This window comes from Pseudoalteromonas sp. ABE4_541, assembly GCF_056312285.1.
Map to the genome: position 1 here is coordinate 116,315 of NZ_JBSVEM010000003.1, position 22,384 is coordinate 138,698.

Annotated in this window: 21 protein-coding genes; 14 read left to right on the top strand and 7 right to left on the bottom strand. The window is 41.7% G+C overall.

The features are described from left to right. Positions 1-52 precede the first annotated feature (52 nt). Positions 53-1,270, top strand: coding sequence for a BCCT family transporter (locus ACW689_RS04465; RefSeq protein WP_476288728.1), 1,218 nt, complete (start codon positions 53-55; stop codon positions 1,268-1,270). A gap of 13 nt (positions 1,271-1,283) precedes the next feature. Beyond that, positions 1,284-1,979, top strand: coding sequence for a TorF family putative porin (locus ACW689_RS04470; RefSeq protein WP_476288730.1), 696 nt, complete (start codon positions 1,284-1,286; stop codon positions 1,977-1,979). A gap of 55 nt (positions 1,980-2,034) precedes the next feature. On the opposite strand, the gene ACW689_RS04475 is transcribed toward ACW689_RS04470, so the two are convergent. Continuing rightward, positions 2,035-2,943, bottom strand: coding sequence for a phytanoyl-CoA dioxygenase family protein (locus ACW689_RS04475; protein WP_476288732.1), 909 nt, complete (start codon positions 2,941-2,943; stop codon positions 2,035-2,037). 193 nt (positions 2,944-3,136) lie between these two features. Between ACW689_RS04475 and ACW689_RS04480 the strand changes: the two genes are divergently transcribed. Continuing rightward, positions 3,137-3,523, top strand: coding sequence for a RidA family protein (locus ACW689_RS04480; protein WP_476288734.1), 387 nt, complete (start codon positions 3,137-3,139; stop codon positions 3,521-3,523). 309 nt (positions 3,524-3,832) lie between these two features. Next, the gene (locus ACW689_RS04485) at positions 3,833-5,500 is read left to right on the top strand and encodes a hypothetical protein (protein WP_476288736.1); all 1,668 of its coding nucleotides are present in this window, start codon (positions 3,833-3,835) and stop codon (positions 5,498-5,500) included. Between the two features lie 49 nt (positions 5,501-5,549). Here the strand turns inward: ACW689_RS04485 and ACW689_RS04490 are convergent, their stop codons facing one another. Then, on the bottom strand, positions 5,550-7,550 hold the full coding sequence (locus tag ACW689_RS04490; RefSeq protein ID WP_476288738.1) for a urocanate hydratase: 2,001 nt from the start codon (positions 7,548-7,550) through the stop codon (positions 5,550-5,552). 11 nt (positions 7,551-7,561) lie between these two features. Beyond that, positions 7,562-9,055, bottom strand: coding sequence for a histidine ammonia-lyase (gene hutH, locus ACW689_RS04495; protein ID WP_476288740.1), 1,494 nt, complete (start codon positions 9,053-9,055; stop codon positions 7,562-7,564). Between the two features lie 149 nt (positions 9,056-9,204). Here hutH and ACW689_RS04500 point away from each other — a divergent pair, with 149 nt between their 5' ends. The 6 genes from ACW689_RS04500 to ACW689_RS04525 all read left to right on the top strand — a co-directional run bounded on the left by ACW689_RS04500 (position 9,205) and on the right by ACW689_RS04525 (position 14,597). Continuing rightward, the gene (locus tag ACW689_RS04500) at positions 9,205-10,098 is read left to right on the top strand and encodes a LysR family transcriptional regulator (RefSeq protein WP_476288742.1); all 894 of its coding nucleotides are present in this window, start codon (positions 9,205-9,207) and stop codon (positions 10,096-10,098) included. A 390-nt stretch (positions 10,099-10,488) separates the two neighbouring features. Beyond that, positions 10,489-10,632, top strand: coding sequence for a hypothetical protein (locus ACW689_RS04505; RefSeq protein WP_476288744.1), 144 nt, complete (start codon positions 10,489-10,491; stop codon positions 10,630-10,632). 32 nt (positions 10,633-10,664) lie between these two features. Continuing rightward, positions 10,665-11,216, top strand: a complete 552-nt coding sequence (locus ACW689_RS04510; protein ID WP_476288746.1) for a hypothetical protein — start codon at positions 10,665-10,667, stop codon at positions 11,214-11,216. Between the two features lie 219 nt (positions 11,217-11,435). Continuing rightward, positions 11,436-11,837 (top strand): hypothetical protein, encoded by a 402-nt coding sequence (locus ACW689_RS04515; RefSeq protein WP_476288748.1) that lies wholly within the window; start codon positions 11,436-11,438, stop codon positions 11,835-11,837. Positions 11,838-11,919: 82 nt separating this feature from the next. After that, positions 11,920-13,950, top strand: coding sequence for a tetratricopeptide repeat-containing sensor histidine kinase (locus ACW689_RS04520; protein ID WP_476288750.1), 2,031 nt, complete (start codon positions 11,920-11,922; stop codon positions 13,948-13,950). Positions 13,951-14,282: 332 nt separating this feature from the next. Continuing rightward, positions 14,283-14,597: a hypothetical protein gene (locus ACW689_RS04525; RefSeq protein WP_476288752.1), complete on the top strand. Its 315-nt coding sequence runs from the start codon at positions 14,283-14,285 to the stop codon at positions 14,595-14,597. Between the two features lie 182 nt (positions 14,598-14,779). Here ACW689_RS04525 and ACW689_RS04530 read toward each other — a convergent pair whose 3' ends face one another. After that, complete coding sequence (locus ACW689_RS04530) at positions 14,780-15,253, bottom strand: MarR family transcriptional regulator (protein WP_476288754.1); 474 nt, start codon at positions 15,251-15,253, stop codon at positions 14,780-14,782. Positions 15,254-15,307: 54 nt separating this feature from the next. Here ACW689_RS04530 and ACW689_RS04535 point away from each other — a divergent pair, with 54 nt between their 5' ends. After that, entirely contained in the window at positions 15,308-15,700 is a 393-nt protein-coding gene (locus ACW689_RS04535; RefSeq protein ID WP_476288756.1) for a hypothetical protein, read from the top strand. Between the two features lie 90 nt (positions 15,701-15,790). Here ACW689_RS04535 and ACW689_RS04540 read toward each other — a convergent pair whose 3' ends face one another. From ACW689_RS04540 to ACW689_RS04550, 3 genes are all read right to left on the bottom strand, one after another. Next, positions 15,791-17,107, bottom strand: a complete 1,317-nt coding sequence (locus ACW689_RS04540) for a serine hydrolase domain-containing protein (RefSeq protein WP_476288758.1) — start codon at positions 17,105-17,107, stop codon at positions 15,791-15,793. Positions 17,108-17,130: 23 nt separating this feature from the next. Then, the gene (gene ltaE, locus ACW689_RS04545; protein ID WP_476288760.1) at positions 17,131-18,144 is read right to left on the bottom strand and encodes a low-specificity L-threonine aldolase; all 1,014 of its coding nucleotides are present in this window, start codon (positions 18,142-18,144) and stop codon (positions 17,131-17,133) included. Between the two features lie 97 nt (positions 18,145-18,241). Further along, entirely contained in the window at positions 18,242-19,117 is an 876-nt protein-coding gene (locus ACW689_RS04550; protein ID WP_476288997.1) for a LysR family transcriptional regulator, read from the bottom strand. 170 nt (positions 19,118-19,287) lie between these two features. On the opposite strand from ACW689_RS04550, the gene ACW689_RS04555 reads away from it, so the two are divergent. The 3 genes from ACW689_RS04555 to ACW689_RS04565 all read left to right on the top strand — a co-directional run bounded on the left by ACW689_RS04555 (position 19,288) and on the right by ACW689_RS04565 (position 21,936). Then, complete coding sequence (locus ACW689_RS04555) at positions 19,288-19,803, top strand: flavodoxin family protein (protein ID WP_476288762.1); 516 nt, start codon at positions 19,288-19,290, stop codon at positions 19,801-19,803. A gap of 419 nt (positions 19,804-20,222) precedes the next feature. Continuing rightward, positions 20,223-21,056 carry a hypothetical protein gene (locus tag ACW689_RS04560; RefSeq protein WP_476288764.1) on the top strand — a complete coding sequence of 278 codons (834 nt, stop codon included), beginning with the start codon at positions 20,223-20,225 and terminating at the stop codon, positions 21,054-21,056. A gap of 10 nt (positions 21,057-21,066) precedes the next feature. After that, on the top strand, positions 21,067-21,936 hold the full coding sequence (locus ACW689_RS04565; RefSeq protein ID WP_476288766.1) for a Hint domain-containing protein: 870 nt from the start codon (positions 21,067-21,069) through the stop codon (positions 21,934-21,936). The last annotated feature ends 448 nt before the right edge of the window (positions 21,937-22,384 follow it).

Here is a 22,384-nt window from a genome sequence, read left to right on the forward strand (position 1 = left end):
AAAAACAACGGAGAAATAATGAGTTACTTTTACTTATTTTGGGAGGGTGACAATGACCTTATGGCTTAGTGCTGGTATCATTTTCACCCTATTGGCAATTGCTTTAATTTTGTTTAAATGGGGTAATTTACAGTGTGTTGGCGTCACACCAGTTAAAACTTTTACGTTTATCGCCATATTGTTCACGTCAGGCCTAGATGTCGGACTGATCATGTTTCCTTTAACGGAGTTTGCGGGTTACGCAGACATAAAAGCAAGCCCAGAGTATGCGTTTGCAAACCCTTTGGCCATTGAGTTTGGTTTTTGGGGCTTTTTGATCTGGGGATTTTATTTCCTTACCTGTTTTTATTTCTGCGTAATAGAACCCAAAGTGAAGTTCTTTGAAATTCCTTGGGTGAAATTAGTCAATAATGTGATCATTATCGGCACCTGTGCTTTTACAGCCTACTTATTGCTATCGAATTTACCTTGGTATTTACCTGAGGTGGGTGATGGTAGCTCTATCATACCGACATTTTATTTTGTGGTATTCGCTGCAATTTGCTTTGCTGTGTATTCAAGTACCAGCTTGAAATATGTACGTTTTTTAAGCATTTCAACCACTTGGCTATTTATTGGCTTAATTGCATTTATGTGGGGTGCTGCATTTATTTTTGGCGAGAGCGGCATGAGCAGCTTTACCAATAAGTTTGCCTTACTTGGTGACTATTTCACAAACATTCACCAGTTTGTGCTGCCATTGAATGACTATCACGAGTTTTACCTGTTCTGGTGGTTTGCTTGGAGTATCATGATCGGTCAATTTACATCACGTTTTGTGGGTGGCTTAAAAACCTATCAAGTGCTTGCGGCTATGTTGGTGTTTCCATCCATTCCAATTGCGGTGTGGTTTAGCGTGCTTTATCACTATCACGAAGCGGGTATTTCGACCGCGGGCATCAAGAACTTTGCCATGGTGTTTGTCGGCGTTGTGTTTGTGATCAACTCGCTCGACTCTTTGATCAGGCTCTACACAGATAACTTAAACATGACTGTTCAGCGCTTAGGTATGCGCAACTATATGTTATTTAACATTGTTGCACTATCATTATTAACGCTATTGTTTAAACTTGAATTTTTACAAATTCAATGGGTAGGCGCATTGGTCATCGGCTTGTTCTTCTCATGTGCAGCGTATATCGCATACAACAAGCTCAAAACGGTAAGTCAAATTGATAGCTCACCAAAAGACAACAAAATTGACTACAGTAAAATAGAAACTGCTAGCTAAGGAATACAACATAATGACAACGACTAGAACACTTCTTTTAGGTGCATTAACTCTCGCTTCAAGCCATGCAATGGCAGACTGGTCTGCAACCGTTACAGCAGCATCTGACTATACCTTTAACGGTGTAAGTCAAACGCAGAACGATCCTGCTTTGCAAGGTAGCCTAGATTACGCATTTGATAATGGCGTTTATGCTGGCACTTGGGCTTCAAATGTAGACTTCGGTAACACCGACATAGAATGGGATTTCTACTTAGGTAAGTTTGTAACTTTGAACGATCAATGGAGTGTCGATTACGGTTTAGCTTATTACAGCTACCATGGCGATAGTAACTCAAGTGATGGGAACTACTTTGAAGCCTACACCAAGTTTGGCTTTGCTAACTCGCTGGGTCAAACCGAGTTTAACTTTTGGTATAGCTGGGATTACTTTGGCTTAGATGTTGGACAAATCATTTATATGGTTGCCCACAGCGTAGAAGTTGCGCCAGGTCACACATTGCGTGCAAGCTTTGATGTGTCTAACTCGTTAGATGGTAACAAGTTTATGTGGGATACAGGTGATAAATCTTATCAACACTACCGATTAGCCTACCAAACCAATGTTGAAGGATTTGATATTGAAGTGGCTGCGGAAAACACCAGTATTGATTCAGATACAGCGGATGAGCGCATCGTGTTCAGCGTTTCACGCACTTTTGGTTTGTAAGACAAACCACAATACCTAGTCATAAGGCCAAGCGTTTGCTTGGCCTTATTTATTCTTAACGTAAATCTGCCCGAGTTGGATAATCAGGATGCGCAACAGGCCTTGGCGCCCACACAGCTGGAATAGGGGGTTCTTCCCTTTGCTTTATTTTTTCAACTAATTCTTTGAGTTCAACCTGTGGTTTACCGTAAAACTCAGCCCAACCTTCGGGTACGTCAGCTTCACTCGCAGCAGCAATAACATGCGCCATCCATTGCTTTCTTAACTCTGCCCACTCATTGCTCTGCGCTTTGCTTTCTTCAATCCCTGCCATCGGCCGTAACTCTACGTAAATGGTTCTACGCACGCCCGGTGAACGCTTAGGCTCAGAGCTATGTAAAATCATCATATCTTGCACCAAAATATCACCTGCTTTGGCGTTTTGTTGCACGACCCCAGGGATCTCCCAGCCATGCACACTGGATAATTGGTAAATATCTTGAAGCTGGTGCTGTGTATTAGGTACATACCGTAAACAACCATCATCGATATCCGCATCATCTAGATAAATTCCTACATTTAAATATGGGTAGTTACGAGGATGCATTGCCCCTTGGTGCCAAGCTACATGTGGGTGTGGATGAGGGTACTTGTACAACAGGTCTAACTCCATTGGCACACAACCAATGCCACAAAGCTGATGACACACTGCCATCATGCAAGGTGTTGCCAGCAGTTCAATCACCAGTTCAGGCGCATCATATAGTAAGTCGTTATAACGAAATAACCTCGGTTCACCCGACTCTACCGACATGCAATATTGACTGCTCACTTCCCCTTTTGAAAACTCGTGCTTGGCTAACTCCTCCAACTTTGCGGATAAATCTCTCAGCCGCTTAAGCAGTTCATCACTCAACCCATTTTCAAGCCTTACAAAGCCATGCTTATCATAAAACTCTAATTTATCTTTACTTATTTTTGTCATACTCCACTCTCTGTATTATTTTCTACTTTAGGCCTTAAGTTAAATAGTCGACCAGCTGTATTTATTAAAGAATAAGTTATACATCTTTATCAGCAATATAGAAAATCAGATTAGCAACCCGAGATGGCAAACTTTGACCTCAATCAATCAACACCTTATAGTCAGTCAGGAGTAATACTAAATAAGGGTTACAATGAGAAAAAACATCAGCTCGGGCTCACACCTAGAACAGCCTATCGGCTTTTCACGGGCGTGCCGTATTGGTAACCATATTGCCGTCGCTGGCACAGCGCCAATTCAAGAAGGGAAATCCGTACATATTGGTGATGTATATGTACAAACGAAATACTGCTTAGAGTTATCGATTCATGCCATTGAACAAGCGGGTGGTCGTATGGAAGACGTGATCAGAACGCGCATTATGCTCACTGACATAACGCAATGGGAACAAGCAGCTAAAGCCCATGGCGAACTGTTCTCACACATACGCCCTGCTTGTACGTTTGTGGAGGTAAAAGGTTTTATTGACCCAGATTGGCTGGTAGAGACTGAAGTGGATGCGATTGTGAGTGATGGATAATCGTGGGCGTATTGTATCAAGCCACGCCACAGGCGCGTAACTTATTTGCCAACTCTCTTACCCAAGCTTTGAGCCCATTATGCATGCTCTGTTAAGCTGTATGACGCTTCAACTCACTTACCAGCCCATCAAGCTCTTATCGAATCTCGCACAAACACCCCAAGCCCAGTTCACACCACCGGATAATCTCCTGCAGTTATGCCGCACATGTAATCTTATGTAATTAACCTTTTTCACTTTCCTGTCTAATAATTTCTAAACCTGAAAACAGGTGCCCCTTTTTATACAACTGCAACTAAGGAGAGAAGAATGCAATATAACAGAGTAAGAATGTTAGAAAAACTTGCTTTTGTAACATTACTAGGCTGTTTTAGTAGCACCATCCAAGCTCAAGAAATCAACTTCTTCGCTATCGCTGACCCGCAATTTGGTTGGTCTGATAGCGCAGGAACAGCTAGGGCGCAAAACACCATGAGAGATGCGGCGATATTAGCATCAAAGTGTACGAATTGTATTAAGGCTATTCCTATTGCTGGTGACCTTACAATGGATGGTGATGGACGAACTACATACGGCAATGCACATAAATACATGGAAAGTTTTGGTGTGAAAGTGCTAGACGGGCTAGGTAACCATGATTCACATGATTTAGCCGACGATGAAACAAGCTTTGACAACTACGGTGAACTACATTCATACGAAGATCTTTATAACAAAGGTTGGAAAATCTTTGATGAATACCACACCAATATCGATGGTGGAAATTGCTCTGGATTTAACCATAATCCTAAGCATTACTGCACGAGTGCAGATGCGTATTACTATACCGCTGCGCTTGCCCAGCCAGGCACATCTTCAAGCAATGCGGCTGCATATTTGATCCAGCTACATAACCAAATTTACTCTCAAAATGCCGTTACCTACTTAAAACGTGCAATCAGTAAAATAGGTACAGACAAACCCGTAATCATTGTTGGCCACTACCCAGGCGGCAGTTATTCTGGCGATTTTCAGGCTGCGGTAAGGAACATCAACTTAGCTGCTATCATTCATGGACATTATCACTGTAACCAAGGTGGTGGTGGCGATCACTGTGACTACAAGGAAAATAGTCCAGGCTTTGTAATAGATGCTTTTGGCAACAACATCAAAAACAAGCACGGCAGCCCAGTTCCCGTTGTGAATGTTAATGCTGCCTTTCACAATATATTTTGGAGTATCTCCTTAAACACAACAACCAATAAAATCTCTTTTAAACGCTATAATCGAGCACACATAGGTAATGCATCAGCCTATTCAAGCGGGGACTTTAACACCATTATCAACCAAATCACCACTCATGGTGATAGCAATGGATATAACCAGCCTTATCGCTCAAGCGCAGCACTCACTTGTAGTTTTGACGGTGATACTCGTAGCTGTATCGATCAAATTCGCGGGGGCACTATGATCCCATCAGGCTATTATGCGCAACGCCAAGCCACTGATGGCTACTGGGGTGGATGGGGTAATATCGTCAAGTGCGCCGCAAATAATTATGTCTTTGGCTACCGTATACGCAGCGAACCACCTCAGGGAGGGGGTGATGATACTGCACTAAACGATATCGAGCTATATTGTGCTCCCAAAGGCAGTAGCAGTTACTACAGAATTTACAGCAAATACGCCTCATGGGGTAACTGGAGTTCAGATGCATTTTGCTCGGGGGGTTATAACCCTGTTACCGGGTTTAGAATGCAAACAGAGCCACCACAAGGAGGAGGTGATGACACAGCGGCCAACGATGTACAACTGTACTGTCAGAACGGTACTTTGATCTCAGCGGGCGCAAATAGCAGCTGGGGAGACTGGAGTAGTCAATACTCATGTCCATCTGGCCAGGCCGTAACCGGCATTATTACGAGAGTTGAAGACACTCAAGGCGGTGACGACGATACTGCACTCAATGGCGTAAGACTGGTTTGTGCACCATTTTAAAGTAATTAAAACACTGAGCTGCGCCAATCGATGCAGCTCAAATCACCACTTAAAACGACAAGTTATTTAAAATCTCGTCATCAACATTATTGGCTAACGTGACTTTCAGCTTCGGCGTACGGGCCATTTCGCGTTTGATAGCAAAGTTGGCCTCTTCATTACGTGCCCAGCTGCGGCGTGCAATACCATTGTTTACATCAAACAACAGCATTGACTTCAAGCGGCCTTCCGCTTCTAGTGTGCCATCAAGTAGCATACCAAAGCCGCCATTTGTCACTTCACCCCAGCCTACACCGCCACCGTTGTGGATAGACACCCAAGTTGCACCACGGAAGCTATCACCAATCACGTTGTGAATCGCCATATCCGCCGTAAAACGGCTGCCATCGTAGATGTTTGATGTTTCACGGAATGGTGAATCCGTACCACTTACATCGTGGTGGTCTCGGCCCAGTACCACAGGACCAATTTCGCCGCGTGCAATTGCATCATTAAAGGCTTTGGCGATTTCAGCTCGGCCTTGCGCATCCGCATATAAAATACGTGCTTGTGAACCGACTACCAGCTTGTTTTGCTTCGCGTCTTTTATCCAAGTGATGTTGTCTTGCATCTGTTGCTGAATTTCCTCTGGCGACTCTGCCATGATCTTATTCAGCACTTCAGCGGCAATCGCATCGGTTTTATCTAAATCTTCCGGTTTGCCTGAGGTACATACCCAACGGAATGGACCAAAGCCATAGTCAAAACACATAGGCCCAAGAATATCCTGCACGTATGACGGGTATTTAAAATCGATACCATTTTCTGCCATGACATCGCCACCAGCGCGTGATGCTTCAAGTAAGAAGGCATTACCGTAGTCAAAGAAGTATGTGCCTTTGGCCGTGTGCTTGTTTACCGCATCAGCATGGCGCTTAAGCGTTGCCTGTACTTTTTCTTTAAATTGCTCGGGCTCTTCGCGAATCAAACGGTTTGATTCTTCGTAGCTAATATCAACCGGATAATAACCGCCAGACCAAGGGTTATGTAACGATGTTTGGTCAGAACCTAAATGGACAAAGATATTTTGCTCATAGAATGCTTCCCACACATCAACCACGTTACCGATGTAAGCAATCGATACCACTTCTTCGTTCGCTTGCGCTTGTTTCACACGGGCGATCAACTCATCCATGTTATCGATCAGTTCATCCACCCAACCTTGTTGATGACGCTTGGTCGCGGCTTTCGGGTTAACTTCCGCACACACCGTAATACAGTTTGCAATGTTACCCGCTTTAGGCTGCGCACCACTCATGCCACCAAGACCTGCTGTTAAGAAGATCTTACCTTGCGGGCTTTCGCCTTTGTTTAAAACTTTACGGAACGCGTTCATGACCGTGATAGTCGTGCCATGCACGATCCCTTGCGGGCCAATGTACATAAATGAGCCTGCTGTCATCTGGCCGTACTGCGTTACACCGAGTGCGTTAAAGCGCTCCCAATCATCTGGTTTTGAGTAGTTCGGGATCATCATACCGTTGGTCACAACCACACGCGGCGCATCTTTTGATGATGGGAACAAGCCCATAGGGTGGCCCGAGTACATGTGTAGCGTTTGGTCTTCTTCCATTTCACTTAGGTACTTCATCGCCAATAAGTATTGTGCCCAGTTTTGGAATACCGCACCGTTACCACCGTAGGTGATCAACTCTTCAGGGTGCTGGGCAACCGCTGGATCTAAGTTGTTGTCAATCATCAGCATGATTGCGGCAGCTTGCTCGCACTTAGCTGGGTAGTCTGAAATTGAACGTGCTTTTAACTCGTAGTTTGGCTTAAAACGATACATGTAAATACGGCCAAAATCTTTGAGCTCTTGGGCAAATTCGGCGGCTAACTCTTGATGCCATTCTTTTGGAAAATAACGCAACGCATTGCGAATAGCTAATTGCTTTTCGTCAGCCGTTAGAATGTCTTTACGCTTTGGCGCACGGTTTGCGTCAGCCGGATATGGCTTAGGTGCAGGCAAAACGCTTGGGATACCTTGTTTAATTTGTTCTTGAAAATTCATCACAACTTCCCTTAATTCACAGTAAATGCTTGAGATTTCACCAATGCAATCATGGCGTCGATGTCAGGCTTTAATAGTCTGTCTTCTTCTAGTTTGGCAACCTTGTTACGGATCACTTTAAAGTTTTCTTCAATTAAATCTGAACACGTATTCGGGCGTCTAAATTCAATCGCTTGCGCTGCGTACATCAATTCAATAGCGAAGATTTTCTCAAGGTTACCTAAAATTTGATTCAGCTTACGGCCCGAGATACTGCCCATAGACACGTGATCTTCTTGGCCCATTGAGGTTGGTACACTGTCTGCTGAGGGCGGGAAGCACAGTGATTTATTTTCAGTCACCAATGCGGCCGTGGTGTACTGCGGGATCATCATACCCGAGTTTAAGCCGCCCGATGTGGTTAACAAACGTGGTAAACCGTGTAAGCCTTCAAGCAATAAGTAACAACGTCGGTCAGAAATATTACCTAACTCTGCCGCCGCGATAGAGGCATAATCCAGAACCATAGCCAGAGGTTGACCGTGAAAGCTACCACCTGAAATAGCTTCTTCTTCGCTTATTACAATAGGGTTATCTGTGACCGAGTTCATCTCAATTTCAGCAAGCTCTTTTAAGTGATTGTAAGCATTACGAGATGCACCGTGTACTTGTGGGATACAGCGTAATGAGTATGGATCTTGTACACGATCACACTCTTCATGAGCCGCCATGTTTTGCGAGCCTTTAAAGAAACGACGCATACGTGCAGCCACTTCAATATTGCCTGCAAACGCACGAATTTGGTGTAACTCTTCTCTAAACGGCGATTGGCTACCTTGCATACCTTCAATGCTCATGGCACCAGTAAGATCCGCTAAATCAAGTAAGTAACGCATTTTAGTCAGCGCGGTAATGGCGTGAGATAAAATAAATTGCGTACCGTTGATCAGTGCCAAACCTTCTTTAGCGTGTAATTCAAGCGGCTCTAAGCCATGTTCTTTGAGTGCTTGTGCCGCAGGAACAATTCGCTCACCTTGCCAAAACTCACCTTCACCAAGTAGCGGTAAAAATAGGTGAGAGAGTGGCGCTAAGTCGCCCGATGCGCCAACAGAGCCTTGCTCAGGCACAACCGGAATTAAATCAAGTTCAATGAACTTCAACATACGCTCGACTACATCTAAGCGAATGCCTGAAAAACCTTGGCTTAGCGCATGAACCTTAGTGATCAGCATAAGTTTTGAGATTGGTTTGGCGATTGGCTCACCCACACCCACAGCATGGGTGATCAACAGGTTTTTTTGTAACAGGTGGGTTTCTTCAGGAGAAATTTGTGTATCGCACAGAGGGCCAAAGCCGGTATTAATGCCGTATATTGCTTTGTCAGAGGCGGCCATTTTATCAACATTACTGCGGCTTTTATTAATTTTGTCTAATGCTTTTTGGCAAAGCTCCGCTTTGATACTGCCATCAGCAATACCATTTACAATATCTAAATTTAGACGGTCAACACCATATCTAAACGTCATATTACTCTCCAAATATCATCTTGTTGCGATAGTTGTTCTCGCTATTATGCGCTAATGCTAACTTGTGCAAGATGTTTTATAAATGCATAATAATCGTAATTCATTCCGATTTTATCGAACTAAAAGTTTGATTGTTTGTAAGGAACTCCATGCAGGTTCAAGACGTTGATTTACGCTTATTGAGAATATTTGTCGCCATAGTAGAATGCGGTGGCCTTTCAGCGGCCGAATCACGCTTAAATATTGGCCGTTCAACCATTAGTTCGCATTTATCTGACTTAGAAGTACGGCTGGGGCTAAAACTGTGCAAGCGCGGCCGCAGTGGCTTTGAACTCACAGAGCCTGGCCGCGTGACTTATCAAGCATCACTAGAATTACTGCAACAATGTGAGGCCTTTGCCAGCACCGTAGCCAGCTCTAAAAACGAATTATCGGGGCGTGTTACCTTGGCTATTATTGATACCATGGTCAGCGATCCTCGCTGCGGCGTGCCCCACGCCATTGCCGCGCTTAAAGCCAAAAGCGACCAAGTTCAGTTTGATATCAATGTGTGTGAAGCAAAAGAGGTAGAAACCTCTGTAGTCAACGGCCGCTCACTCGTGGGCCTTGGCGTAAGCCGCCATCAACTGCGTGGTTTAGATTACTACCCGCTATACAACGAAACGAACTTTTTATACTGTGCGGCTGGCCACCCATTGTTTAATTGCAAAACCAGTGAGATTAGCAAACACCTTAAAAATGCCGAAGTGATCTCCAGTAACTATATGCGCGATAAAGAAACCCGCAACGATGGCCTCAACTATCAAAATAGCGCCACCGCTTATCACGACGAAGGCATTGCCCACCTCATTTTATCTGGCCAATTTATTGGTTACCTGCCCGAGCACTACGCCAGCTTTTGGGTTGAAAAGGGCCTGTTTAAGCCCATTTTGCCAGATAAATACAATTACCAAATTCCAGTGATGCTAATTTCGTCTAAAAATAATACTGCTTCACCACTGGCTAACGCACTCATTGAAGAAATAAAGCGTTGCCATCGTTAACGAGTATGAGTTTTTAGCCTCACTTATAACCCATTGAATTTAAATAACTAGAAAAGTATATAAAAGATTAAAATATGACTAGAAATCAAAAATATAAGTGAAAGTGTAATCACGCTATTACTGTTCACAAAACACCTAAACTGCTCATACCTCAATTACCGTGCGACCAACGTCTTAAATATTTTATTTGTTGAACTAATCTCGGCAAAGTAACATAACCTTGACTGCCGCTTACTATTGAGCTCTGGCAGGTATATACATATAAATAAATTCATACAAACCAACCGAGTACGTGGGAATTAACATTAGCTTTGTTGCCATTTTGTGTACTTAAGGTTAACATTCACACTCTAAGGTCAGGGATGTATGCCAAAAAATAAGGACTGGATTATGAAAACCTCAATTAAATTAAATTTAAAAGCAAAGAAATTAAAGTCGCTTTCGAAAGAGCAGACAGAGAAAGTCGTAGGTGGGACAGGTGGTGCTGGAGGACGCCCATATCAAGCGGCTAGACTTGTTCCCGCAAATACTTAAAAGTTAATTTAGAGCTATAAAGGAATATAAGTATGAATGAATTTTTATTCAGTTTGGGGTGGGTATTTAATATATGTATCTTTTTTATTGTTATCTTTTGGGTGAAAAAGTTTTCTCAAATTAAATGGAAGCTTTTCTTCGGCTCTAAAAGAGACCTATATTCAGTCCAGCACCATGAACTTCATTCATGCTTTTTAACCACCTTCTCGTTTTTAATTTTTAATCTAGTTGGCGTTTCAACTGAGCAATACTTATTATCGCTAGAAATGAGTAAAATGGATAAAATAATGTTGTTTTATCCAAGTATGATGATAGTTCAACTTGCACTTGTGCTGACACTATTTTGCTTACACCTTGTTAGAGGTTGTACATTTTCTCCGACAGCAAGAATGTGTACATATATGACTATCGTTTATATGCTTTTGTTATTCATGGACTTAATTGCGCGTGGTTACTATGGCTTTCATGCTCTAGGTATAATCTATACTACAGGTGTTTGGGTATGTAAATTAGTCGCAATAAGCGTGTTAGCTACGTATCCACTGAAATCTTTAAAAAAAGCAGCAACAGAGAAAGTAGTGTGAAGCAAAGCTCCAAAAACAAAGCCCTAACCATAAAGGTACATTTACCTTGCAAGCAAGCCTGATGAATGAAGTTTTATATAAGTTTGCATGGATAATCAACAGCTATTTTTTACTCGTGTTCCTCTGGTTTATTATCACGCAATTTCCAACCCATAAATGGGCATTATTTACAGCCCACCATCGCTCCCTTTATTCGTTGCAACTTCATGAGTTGCATTCATGCTTTATAACTGTTTTTGCTGTATTCCGTGCTTTGGTGCTGAGACTGAAGCATACTTGCTTTCACTTAAATTTGAGCAGATTGGTCGTATTAAAGTGTTTTATGTTGGCACTATCGTATTTAAATTCACACTCATACTAACTCTGTACTTATTACATCGATTAAAAGGGTGCTTCTTTTCCAGAACAGCGCGAGTTTGTATGTATATGTCTCTGACTTTTATTGCACTTATGCTTATGCAATTAATCGCCAGAGGCTATTTTAATTACCACCAACTTAGTGCCATTTACCAAATAGGAAGATGGTTTTGCAATATAGTAGAAACCGCAGCGATATCCATCTACCCCATTCGCCAAACACTAAATTATTTTGCCGAGCGTCGTGAACAATGGAGTAACTGAACTCTAAGTAGCGGGTACAACTCGTAAACAGTTCAGCATTGACTAGACTTAATACTCTTGTAGTCGCGAAAGCTGTATTTACATGAAGTTACGTTGCTTGTTTATTGTCGTTGTTTTTAGTTTACTGCTCCCCTTTTATGCACATGCCAAATTACCCGACGAGGCCTTTAGTCAATTACGCTCTGACATCAGTCGCGCAGCGGGTCAATCACCTATTGACGGAATTAGCAAAGTGGATAAAGCGCTGGCTGAGCATCCAACAACACTCGCTAAATCACAAACGATTCGATTGTTGTATTTAAAATCCTGGTACCAAATTAATGCCGATCGCATTGAAGAGGCCATGAGCACGCTGGCGCAAGCAAGGCTATTAGCCAGAGACATTGATGAGCCGGGGATTTTGTACAGCTACTATAGTATTTCTGCCAGTGCATTTTCTAATGCGCAGCTGTACGAACTGGCACTTGAATATAACTTAAAAGCGTATCAAGAAGCACCGCTACTGGGTCGCCCCGAGTTTATTTACCAAACTGAAAACAACATTGGCCATGTGTATTTAAAACTGGGCTTACTTGACGAAGCTGAGCACTATTTTCAACGCTTTTACGACTCAGCAGTAAAAGAAAATTTAATCTCACAGCAAGGCACAGGGCTGAATAACCTAGGTGAAGTCGCTTTTTTAAAAGGGGATATAGACAAAGCGCTAGCGCTACACGAAAAAGCACTCGATATCAGGCAAAAAAACAACTTTAAGTATCATGAATCATGGTCGCTGTATAACCTTGGTCGCGTTTATTCCGATAAAAAGCTGTATGAGCAAGCAGAGCTGCACCTCAAACAAGCGATAGATAATTGGCAAGTGCAAAATGCTCATTCAAAAGCCCTCAAACCGAAATTAGAGTTGGCAAAATCTTATTCAGAACAAGCCCGAGATAATGACGCAGTTAATATGCTTGAAGAAGTCGTATTACTGGGTAAGCAGCATCAACAGTTCTCAACGTTACAAGAGGCGCTGATGCTAAAAAGTCAGTTAAAACGAAAAACAGGCGATCTCCACGGCGCATTAGAAGCACTAGATCAATATAGTGGGGTCGCCAAGAAGTTCGCCGATAAACAAGCATCCATTGGCCTTGCTTACATGGTATCGCAAACTAAGTTACGCACTAAGGAAATGGAGCTTGCACAGCTTGAACAAGCGCATCAAGTCACTCTAGCAAAGGCAGAATCAGAGCGCCGACAAGCTTGGCTAATACTCTTAAGTGCTTCGCTTATTATCGTGCTAACGTGGTTTTTTATGTTTCGGCTCAATCAGCGTAAGCGCCAATTACAAACACTGCTCGATGAGTTACAAAGCACCCAAGAAAAACTGGTTGAATCAGAAAAAATGCGCGCCATGACGACCTTGGTATCAGGTATGGCACATCAGCTTAATACACCACTGGGCTTAGTGATCACCGCCGACTCTACCTTGCAGTCATTAGTCGAAAAGCTCGCTGCACAGTTTAATAAGCGTACATTAACCCCCGAACAATTAGGCATGTTTATTAACGAGTCCACAGAGCTACTTAAACTAAGCCAAAAAAACAGTGAAAAAGCCGCCGATATGATCCAGCGCTTTAAAATGATGTCGGCCAAATTGCAAATGAGCGAGCTTACCACCTTTTCACCCGTCTTATTTTTAAAAGAGAATATCAAAAGCCTGACTTCCACATTAGCGTTACCCGTCAAATTTGAAATTTGCGGCAATAAACTTGAGATCACTTCTTACGCCCCCGTATTACTCAAAGTCATCACTCAGTTGGTTGAAAATTCCGTTAAACATGGGTTTGCAAACACCGAAAAGCCTCGTGTCACTATCAAAGTGGAAGAAGATGATACACAGCATGTTCTGATCCACTACATTGATAATGGCGAAGGCATTGACAAAGACAAGCGCAAAATAATATTCGATCCTTTTTACACTACTCGTATGGGAGAAGGTAACTTAGGCTTAGGCCTGAATATCATTTACAACTCGGTCGTGCACATTTTACAAGGAAGCGTTGAGTGCATAGACGACGTTGAAGGCGCACACTTTATTATTCACATTCCTAAAACATTACATCATCAATAATATCCTAGTAACGATAGGTGCTATTCTATTTCATTTCACTTCGCATACATGCTTGCAATAACGATTATTCATACATTAAAAGAGAGGCAAGCACAGTTTTCGATTGCATGGCAACAGATAATACTTATCAAAAAGGTGGCTTACATTATCACAACATAACAAGATAAAAACCCAACAAACAATCCTTAAAAACTAAAATATCAAATAATTATAAAATTAAAAGAGACTCATTTATTAATATATTCATACTTGAATTATTCAATTTCAGCATTAGAATAGCGACCGATTAGAGTTTGAGCTCTATCACTACCCGTTTAAATTAAGGAAGAAAAATGAAAAAGTTATTCGCAACTTTACTTGCATGTACCGCTTTAAACGCAACTGCTAACGTAGAGCTTGAGCAAGCAGCTGCAACTGCACCTAAAAACATTAAAATCGTTGCTATTGGCCAAAGCGGCTGGGACCCAATCTGGCGCGAGCCAACTTGTAGCATCCAAAAAACAGATGAAGATGCGGTAGGCAATGCTTACATGATCAACCACTACGACATGTGTTTATGTCAAAACTCTAAAAAAGCGTCATATCTAATCGAAGATACACAAGATAACCCAGAGCAAAAAGCAGTTATCTGTTACATCGAGCAGTAATCGCCATTTTATTAAGCCATTGTGCGATCTAACCAACTAGTTGGCCGGCCTAATATAAGGCCATGTGTGTTTTCTATTGCGTATCTCCCTATCGCAATATCAACACTGACTCTTCGTGCACTTGGTTTAGGATAAAAAGCCGGACCTGCGGCTTTTTATCCTCATAAGTGGGTTCTTAACAATTATTCTCCACTCAAACTAGCCATCACCTGATGTATCTCTTTTAAGTTCTCTAACGTTTTATCAAGCCGCTCAGCACCCAAACTCTTTTGTAATAAGTGATCAAAGTCACTTAAACAAATACGCGCTTCGGACATAAGCTGCTCACCAAGTGCTGTAAATACAATACGCTTTTGCTTACCTATACCTTCCAATTGTTCCAAGTAACCAGCCGAACACATGCTCTTTACAAATTTTGCTACCATTTGCCTTGAAACACCTAAATTTCTGGCTATTTGTGAGGCATAGTTATCTGCGCACTCTAACGTCCCCAAAAACATCAGCGCCGATGGGGTAGCATGTTCATAGCCCTTAGCAAGCAATTGGTGAGATAAATAGTTTGTCATAACATCATGCACTAGAGATGCACTTTTAACTAGCTGTAGTGACTGACTGGCAACCATGGGCATACCAGAAATTGTCAACCTTGTTGACATAGTGGGGTCTCATCGATATTCTTATGTCAACCAAGTATACATAAGGTGTTTACTATGTTCACGCTTAAGTCTGTTATGCGCGCCAATGCACTCAGTTGTGCGAGCTTTGCGATCATATTTTTGCTGTACCCTCACTCGGTGTCGAACTTTCTTGGTGCTGAATTAGGCCCTCCCACCCTGGCGCTAATTGGCTTAGGGGGCATTCTATTATTTAATGGCTTGCACCTCATATGGGCCTCTTTAAAAGCGTCCCCTTCTGCATTACTGATTGGCTATTTTTGTCTTGGAGACTTTATATGGGTACTGGCTACCCTTGGATTAGTATGCTTTAACATATGGGTCACAACTGATTTAGGTATTTCCGCTGCGTTAGTTATTGCATTGATGGTAGGAATATTTGGTTTTTTACAACTTCGCCTATTGCCTGAAAAAACAAACAAACCATGAAAATTACGAGCCCATTAATTAACTAGGGTGTGTTGATCTTTACTGTATGTATTCTTTAAAGAGCAACACGCCCCCTTGGCTTTTTGATGATTAAGGTTTTGTCATCAGGTATTCGGCCAATGCCTGATACGCTGGTAATGACGTAGGATCGATCTGCGCATTTTTTGCCACTGGGAAAGACGCAAAGCGCACAATCACCATTTGTGCGGCAGGGTCGATGTAGATGGTTTGCCCATGCACGCCTCTGGCGGCATAAGCGCCGTGTTTATTGTTTAATATCCACCACATGCTACGGTAACTGCCTCCTTTAAGAGACTGATACCCAGCTTGGCTAAATGCGTCTTTATCACCTCCTTGCACAATACTATCTACTACCTTGCTGGGAAATATTGGTTGACCGTTAAGCGTACCCTCATTCAACATCAGCAGGCCTACCCTGCCTAGATCTCTTAACCCTGCACTCAAACCTCCTCCGGCAAAGGGCGTTCCTTTAGAATCGATAGTCATGTAAGCATCTTGCTCCGCACCAATTTTTTGCCAAATGTTCTCAGATAATAATTGCGCAGTGTCTTTACCCGTTGCACGAGAGATAATCCAACCCAATGCATCCGTATTGACAGTTTTATAGCCAAATACTTTGCCGTGCTGACCTTGTTGTTTAACTTCCTGCAGGTACTCAAAATAGCCATTGGGGCCTTGATACATTTTTGGCTTTGGCAAAGGGTTCGCAGCTGCGGAGTATTGCCAAATATCGGCTTTTGGATCGGCATAGTTTTCACTGTAATCTAACGCTGTGGTCATATCCATTACCTGCCTAACCGTGGCACTGGCAAATGCGCTACCTTTAAGTTCTGGAACAATCTCTGTCACTTTAGCATGCTCGTTCAGTTTACCCTGTGCAATAAGAATTTCCGCCAATAAGCCCGTTAAAGATTTTGTCATCGACATCGCCGCATGCTTGCTCTGTTCATTTAAGCACCCAAAATACTGCTCATAAACAACTTTGCCCTTGTGTAAAACCAAAATACCATCGGTGTAATTTGCTTTAAGGGAGTCACGCCAAGTCATGGGCTTGTTTGCATTTGTGGGCGTAAATGTTAGTGAGTCTATGCTGTCGTCCAAAGAATAGGCTAAAGGCAATGGCGCACTTAACCCCCTACTCACCTGTTTTGTTGGCAAAAACTCTCGGATATGACAAACCGTCCAACGTAATTTTGGAAAACTAAAATAGTTTGTTTGTGGATGCGATATTAGCTTATCGCTAGCAGGTGGGAAGCCAACCATCCAGCCCTGTTTGTTAGGATCTGACTCATCTGCGCTTAAATAGCGTCCGCTAGATTGGGCAGCTTCTGCAGCATTAGTCAAAAAGGCTGCTACACAAACTAGCAGCGATCCCATTATTTTCATCTTGTGCTCCTTACAATGAATTGCTACTCAACCAACCTTGTTAAGGCTTGGATCAGCATATCAATATCTTCTCTGCTAATGTCTTTATGCGTCACAAAACGCATTCCCTGATAACCGGGTGTGATCACAATATCTTGCTCTTTCAATTGTTCACTTATGCGCTTAATATCAATACTTTGGTCAATATCTACCATCACAATATTGGTGTGAACAGGGTAATTGTCACAACTAAACCCTGACAATTTATTCAGTTGGTGTGCTAAATACTGCGCATTGTCATGATCTTCAGCTAAGCGAGCAACATTGTGCGTTAACGCATAGCTACCCGCCGCAGCCAAAATACCCGCTTGGCGCATGCCACCACCGAGCATTTTTCGCAGCCTGCGCGCTTTTTTAATAAATGTTTCATCACCTAACAGTAAAGAGCCCACTGGCGCTCCCAACCCTTTAGATAAACAAATTGTCATTGAATCAAAATGTTTGCTGATCTCTGTAATATCAACATTGAGCGCAACAGCCGCGTTGTATACACGGGCACCATCTAGATGTAATGCTAGATTATTTTCTTGGGTGAATTTTCTTGCTTGAGCCATGTACTGTATGCTCAGCACTTTTCCACCAATGGTGTTTTCTAGGCTGAGTAACTTGGTACGAGCAAAATGACTATCATCAGGTTTAATGGCAGCTGCGAGTTTTTTAAAACACAATGAACCATCAGCTTCGTTTTCTATGGGTTGAGGTTGAACCGATCCAAGTACCGCAGCGCCACCGGCCTCGCAACGATAGTTATGTGCATTTTGTCCACACAAGTACTCATCACCCCTTTCACAATGGCTTAAGATGCCCAGTAAATTAGCCTGTGTACCTGAACTTACAAATAAACTCGCGGCAAATCCATGACGTTTTGCTGCCCACTGTTCAAGCTCGTTTACCGTTGGGTCATCGCCATATACGTCATCACCCACTTTGGCATTACTCATTAACAGGCGCATTTCTTGGCATGGTTGGGTCACGGTATCTGAACGAAAATCTATCATTGGGTTTACTTCCTTTCTTATTCAAATCATTTGTAAGCGCTTAGTTTGCTTACTATTTATAAATTAACGCGTGAGAGTAGTACTCACAATTGCTCTACTAACATAACGACCGCAATACATCGATAAAGACTCGCGCAGCGGGGCCTAAACGATCATCATCTTTATACACCAAATATAAAGGAGTGGTGCGCGTAGTGTCTCTATTGAGCGGTAGTTCTTTGAGTTTACCAGCGTCTAGATGCGTTTTTATCGAGCTTACAGGTAACCAAGCAAAGCCTAGCCCGTTGCTTATCATGTCAATAGACGTTTTCAAATGACTGACGGTCCAACGTTGGTTTGCGCCAAGCCAGCCTGAATCAGTATTCTTACTATGTGCCGAGTCTCGGATCACGATTTGCCTAAATGCTTTAATATCTTCTAGGGTAAGTTCTCTATTTAACTTTTGTAATGGATGATCTGGGCTCGATACAGGGGTAAACTCAATTTGACATAGCTGCTCATTAAACCCCTCGACCAAGTTAATCGGAGAAATGGCAATATCAGCGCGATCATTTTCTATCAACTCGTGTGCTCCCGTTAAAACAGACTCCATCAACTCAATTCTCAGCAATGGATATTGCAAAGAAGTAGCTTCTAATGCTTGATACAAAATAGCATGCGGGAAAACCTCATCCACTGCTATACGCAATGCGGTTTCAATGCCTGCCGATAGCGTATGACCAATTGCCTCCACTTTTTGTGCTTCATCCAATAAATAATTAGCACGCCTTAACAACATTTCACCCGATGGCGTTAGCTTGGTTTTTCTCCCTTCAACGAAAAAGACTTTTACACCGAGCGACTGCTCAATCTTGCTCACTGCATTATGAATACTCGACTGGCTTTTATGAATTTTTTCAGCTGCTTGGTTGAAGCCACCATGTTCTGCCACCATGCGAAACATGCGCCATTGTTCTAATGTAATTCTGAGCATTTGAGCCTTAGTTTTCATTTTTAACACCTACTAACAAGTAAAACATACCTCGTTGATCTGGTGAATAGATTTAAAACTTGTCCCTATTAATTTTTGAAAAAATAAAACAGCTCTTTACCTCAACCTAGCTTAAGCTTTTAACCTTGCTTGCATATTCAAAGGAGTACAATATGCAAAACACTGTTATTTTATTTTCAAGCGCCGACCAACAAGGTAATACTTATAAACTCTTACGGCAGGTTCAAACGCAGCTTGATGAGGGCAAAGTAAAAGTCATTGAGCTAGATAAGCTTACCTATCAAGATTATAACTACGCGAATGACTATCCATATGATGACTTCTATGCCATTGCTGAAACACTTGACTGGGCACAAAATATCATTTTCGCATCTCCAAATTACTGGCACAGCGTTACTTCAAATATGAAACGCTTTATTGACCGTATGACCGAATTAACTGAAAACCCACAAGTTAAACCCATTGGTAAAGGCTTAAAGAATAAGCGAGGTTTTGTAATTACTACCTCTTCACAACCCCAAATGTGTCCTATTCTAGAAGGTTTCTTTGTAAAGCTTTTTGACTATTTTGACATGGATAATGCCTCAATACTTCATGCTAACTGTCGTGATGGCTTTACTTACAACGAACAAGACTTGAACAAGTTTGTCCAATTACTGCGTACATAGCCGTTCAACACTCGCCTCAATGGAGAGAACAAAAAAGTTCACTCCATTTTAAAAAATTATTGTTTAATCAGTATAAATAAAAAGCATGCAGTCGAGATAAATAATATTAAACAAAAAATAAAAACATTAAAAAATATCCCAACCTATCAGCAACTTAAAAAAATAAATCACCAAAAAACCACAACATTGCAAAAACATCAAAAAAACCAACAAAAAGATTTAAAATAAAAATCGAAATAATGGAGGAGAAACACAAAAAACACGATGTTGCCAATTCAGATACTAGTGGTTAACATCGAAACAGTTGGGTGGACTTTGTATGTTATAAAAACAAAAACCCAACTTTATAATCAAGGATGTCGAAACTAAAAATAAAATAGTTAAGGCATTTTATTTAATTATTTAAATGGAAATTAAAAGTGAAAAACAAATGCTATATTATTCCGTTTGCGCTAACTTGTGCTGCGGCTTCAATTCAAGCATCGGCTACCGAACAATACGAGAGCTGTAGCGCAATTCTCGCTCATAATGCTTTGAATGTTTACGAAAACACGATGGAATTCAGAACAAAAATCGCACTAAAGAAGTGGGTATGCAGTTCTGATTTTAGCTCAGATGATTCAGCTCGAAATTTAGCGAAAGACGTCGCTCGTATTTTTTCTGTAGATGGTCATGTTGGCGGCCTGAACAAATGGAAAGCAAACAATTGTTCAGCTGACGACAGCGCATACGAGGGCAGTCAAGCAACCCATGCGTTAATTCAATCAGCAAGTATAAGCACAGTGTCTGCATGGTCTCAATGTATGCAAGACGTAAACAGCACATCGCTTACATGTCATGCTGAGCAAGCTGGTGACGTACTTGTCATGAATATTAATGCAAAGTCTATTGCTGGCGGCTTAGTAGATGTCACGACTCGTACGAATAACCTCACGCCAGAAGCTGATACACCAAACACCGTTGAGCAAGGTGTCACCAGCATTCGCTATCAAATCGATGATAAAAACGTTGGATCATATTTTGAAATAATTGGTAGCAATGATAATGGACCTGTGTCTTGCTCCTATTCAGTTCCTTCTCGACCCACAATTGAAAGAGCTGCATGCGAAGTCTTCCGCAAGCAATCTTTAGTACAAGAAAAAATCTCAGTACGTGAATACGAATTTATGAAAGAACATAACAAGGTGCCTTTGTTCGATTATGTGGATGGTCGCCTTATAGGCATGTTTGCCTGTGAAATCTTCATACAATAAGGAAATTAAGATGAAATTAAAGCTATTTGTATTATCAGCAACAACAATGCTTTTGACGAGCATGGTAGCCGAAGCCAACATGGTAGGTATTAAAAAAAGATGTGAATCTGACTCTCTCAATGTTGCTCAAGCTAAGGGCCGCAACGATTGGTCTCTAAGGTGTGGGGTTATTTCTGCAAGAACTCATAATTTTTATATGATTGATGATTATGGAAATCAACGAACGAGACCTACTTATTTAACATTTATAAAAGGGTGGGATTATAATCAGGGGTGGATCGCGCCAACCACAAAAAATGCTTCTTGCACTATAAAAAGTGGCTACTTCGCCCGCGTGGAGTGTGAGGCATCTTGCTATACACCAGATCAAAAACTATTGTTCGCAGAAGGGGAGCTTGCAATTTTTGATGCCTTCACAAGAAAGGTAAGTAAGATTGTTACTTTAGGCGATGACGCAAGCCTCAATAATATTACTTATACGGTAAGGGATCTTAACGCATATAGTGAATCTCTTGTTGATGTAATGCATGATATCTTAGTCATCAAAACAAAAAGTGGTGGTTCTTTAAAAGTCACACCAAATCACCCTCTGATTTTATCTACAGGGCAAATGAGAAACGCCGAAGACATTCAAATTGGCGACTCACTAATCGCTGAGAGCGGTGACTTTGACGAAATCACTTCAATTGAAGAAATCGAGTTCTTCGGAAAGGTCTATAATGTAGAACCAAATTCAAATGGTGAACATAGCGTTATTTTGAATGGTCAAATTGTTGTAGCACAAGGCTTCTTATCAGGATCTATGTACTACCAAAATACCGGATTAAACCACGTAAACAAGTACTTACTACGTGATAACATACCCGATGATTTGATTTAGTTTGATGTAAGAAGGTGATAAACCCACCACTTGCTCAATGCAAATCGTTTAGGAGATCCTAACTTTCATTGGAATGGCAAAAGGTTTTTCTGACTACTGTTATCATTCTACTTGATCTCAAAGTCGAGCCAATTTGGTCATTCTCAGCTTGTTTTAGGATCTCATCTTATTAAATGAGCGACGTAAGCATTTACTGGGCTTATCTATGATAAATCTAACCTACAGCCCCATTCAAAGATTCTTATAAATAAAAATATGACGAATCAACTTCAAAAAGTTGGCAAAAGGTTTGTAGATAATTTTTTATAAACCGTACCTATCATTATCTTTAAAAATGACATTTTTAAAGCTTCATTTCAAAACCCACGCCACACCAATAGAGTTTAACTCAATATACCCCCCTTAAAAAACCCCATTAAAAAACCAATGAAAAATAAAACTGAAACAT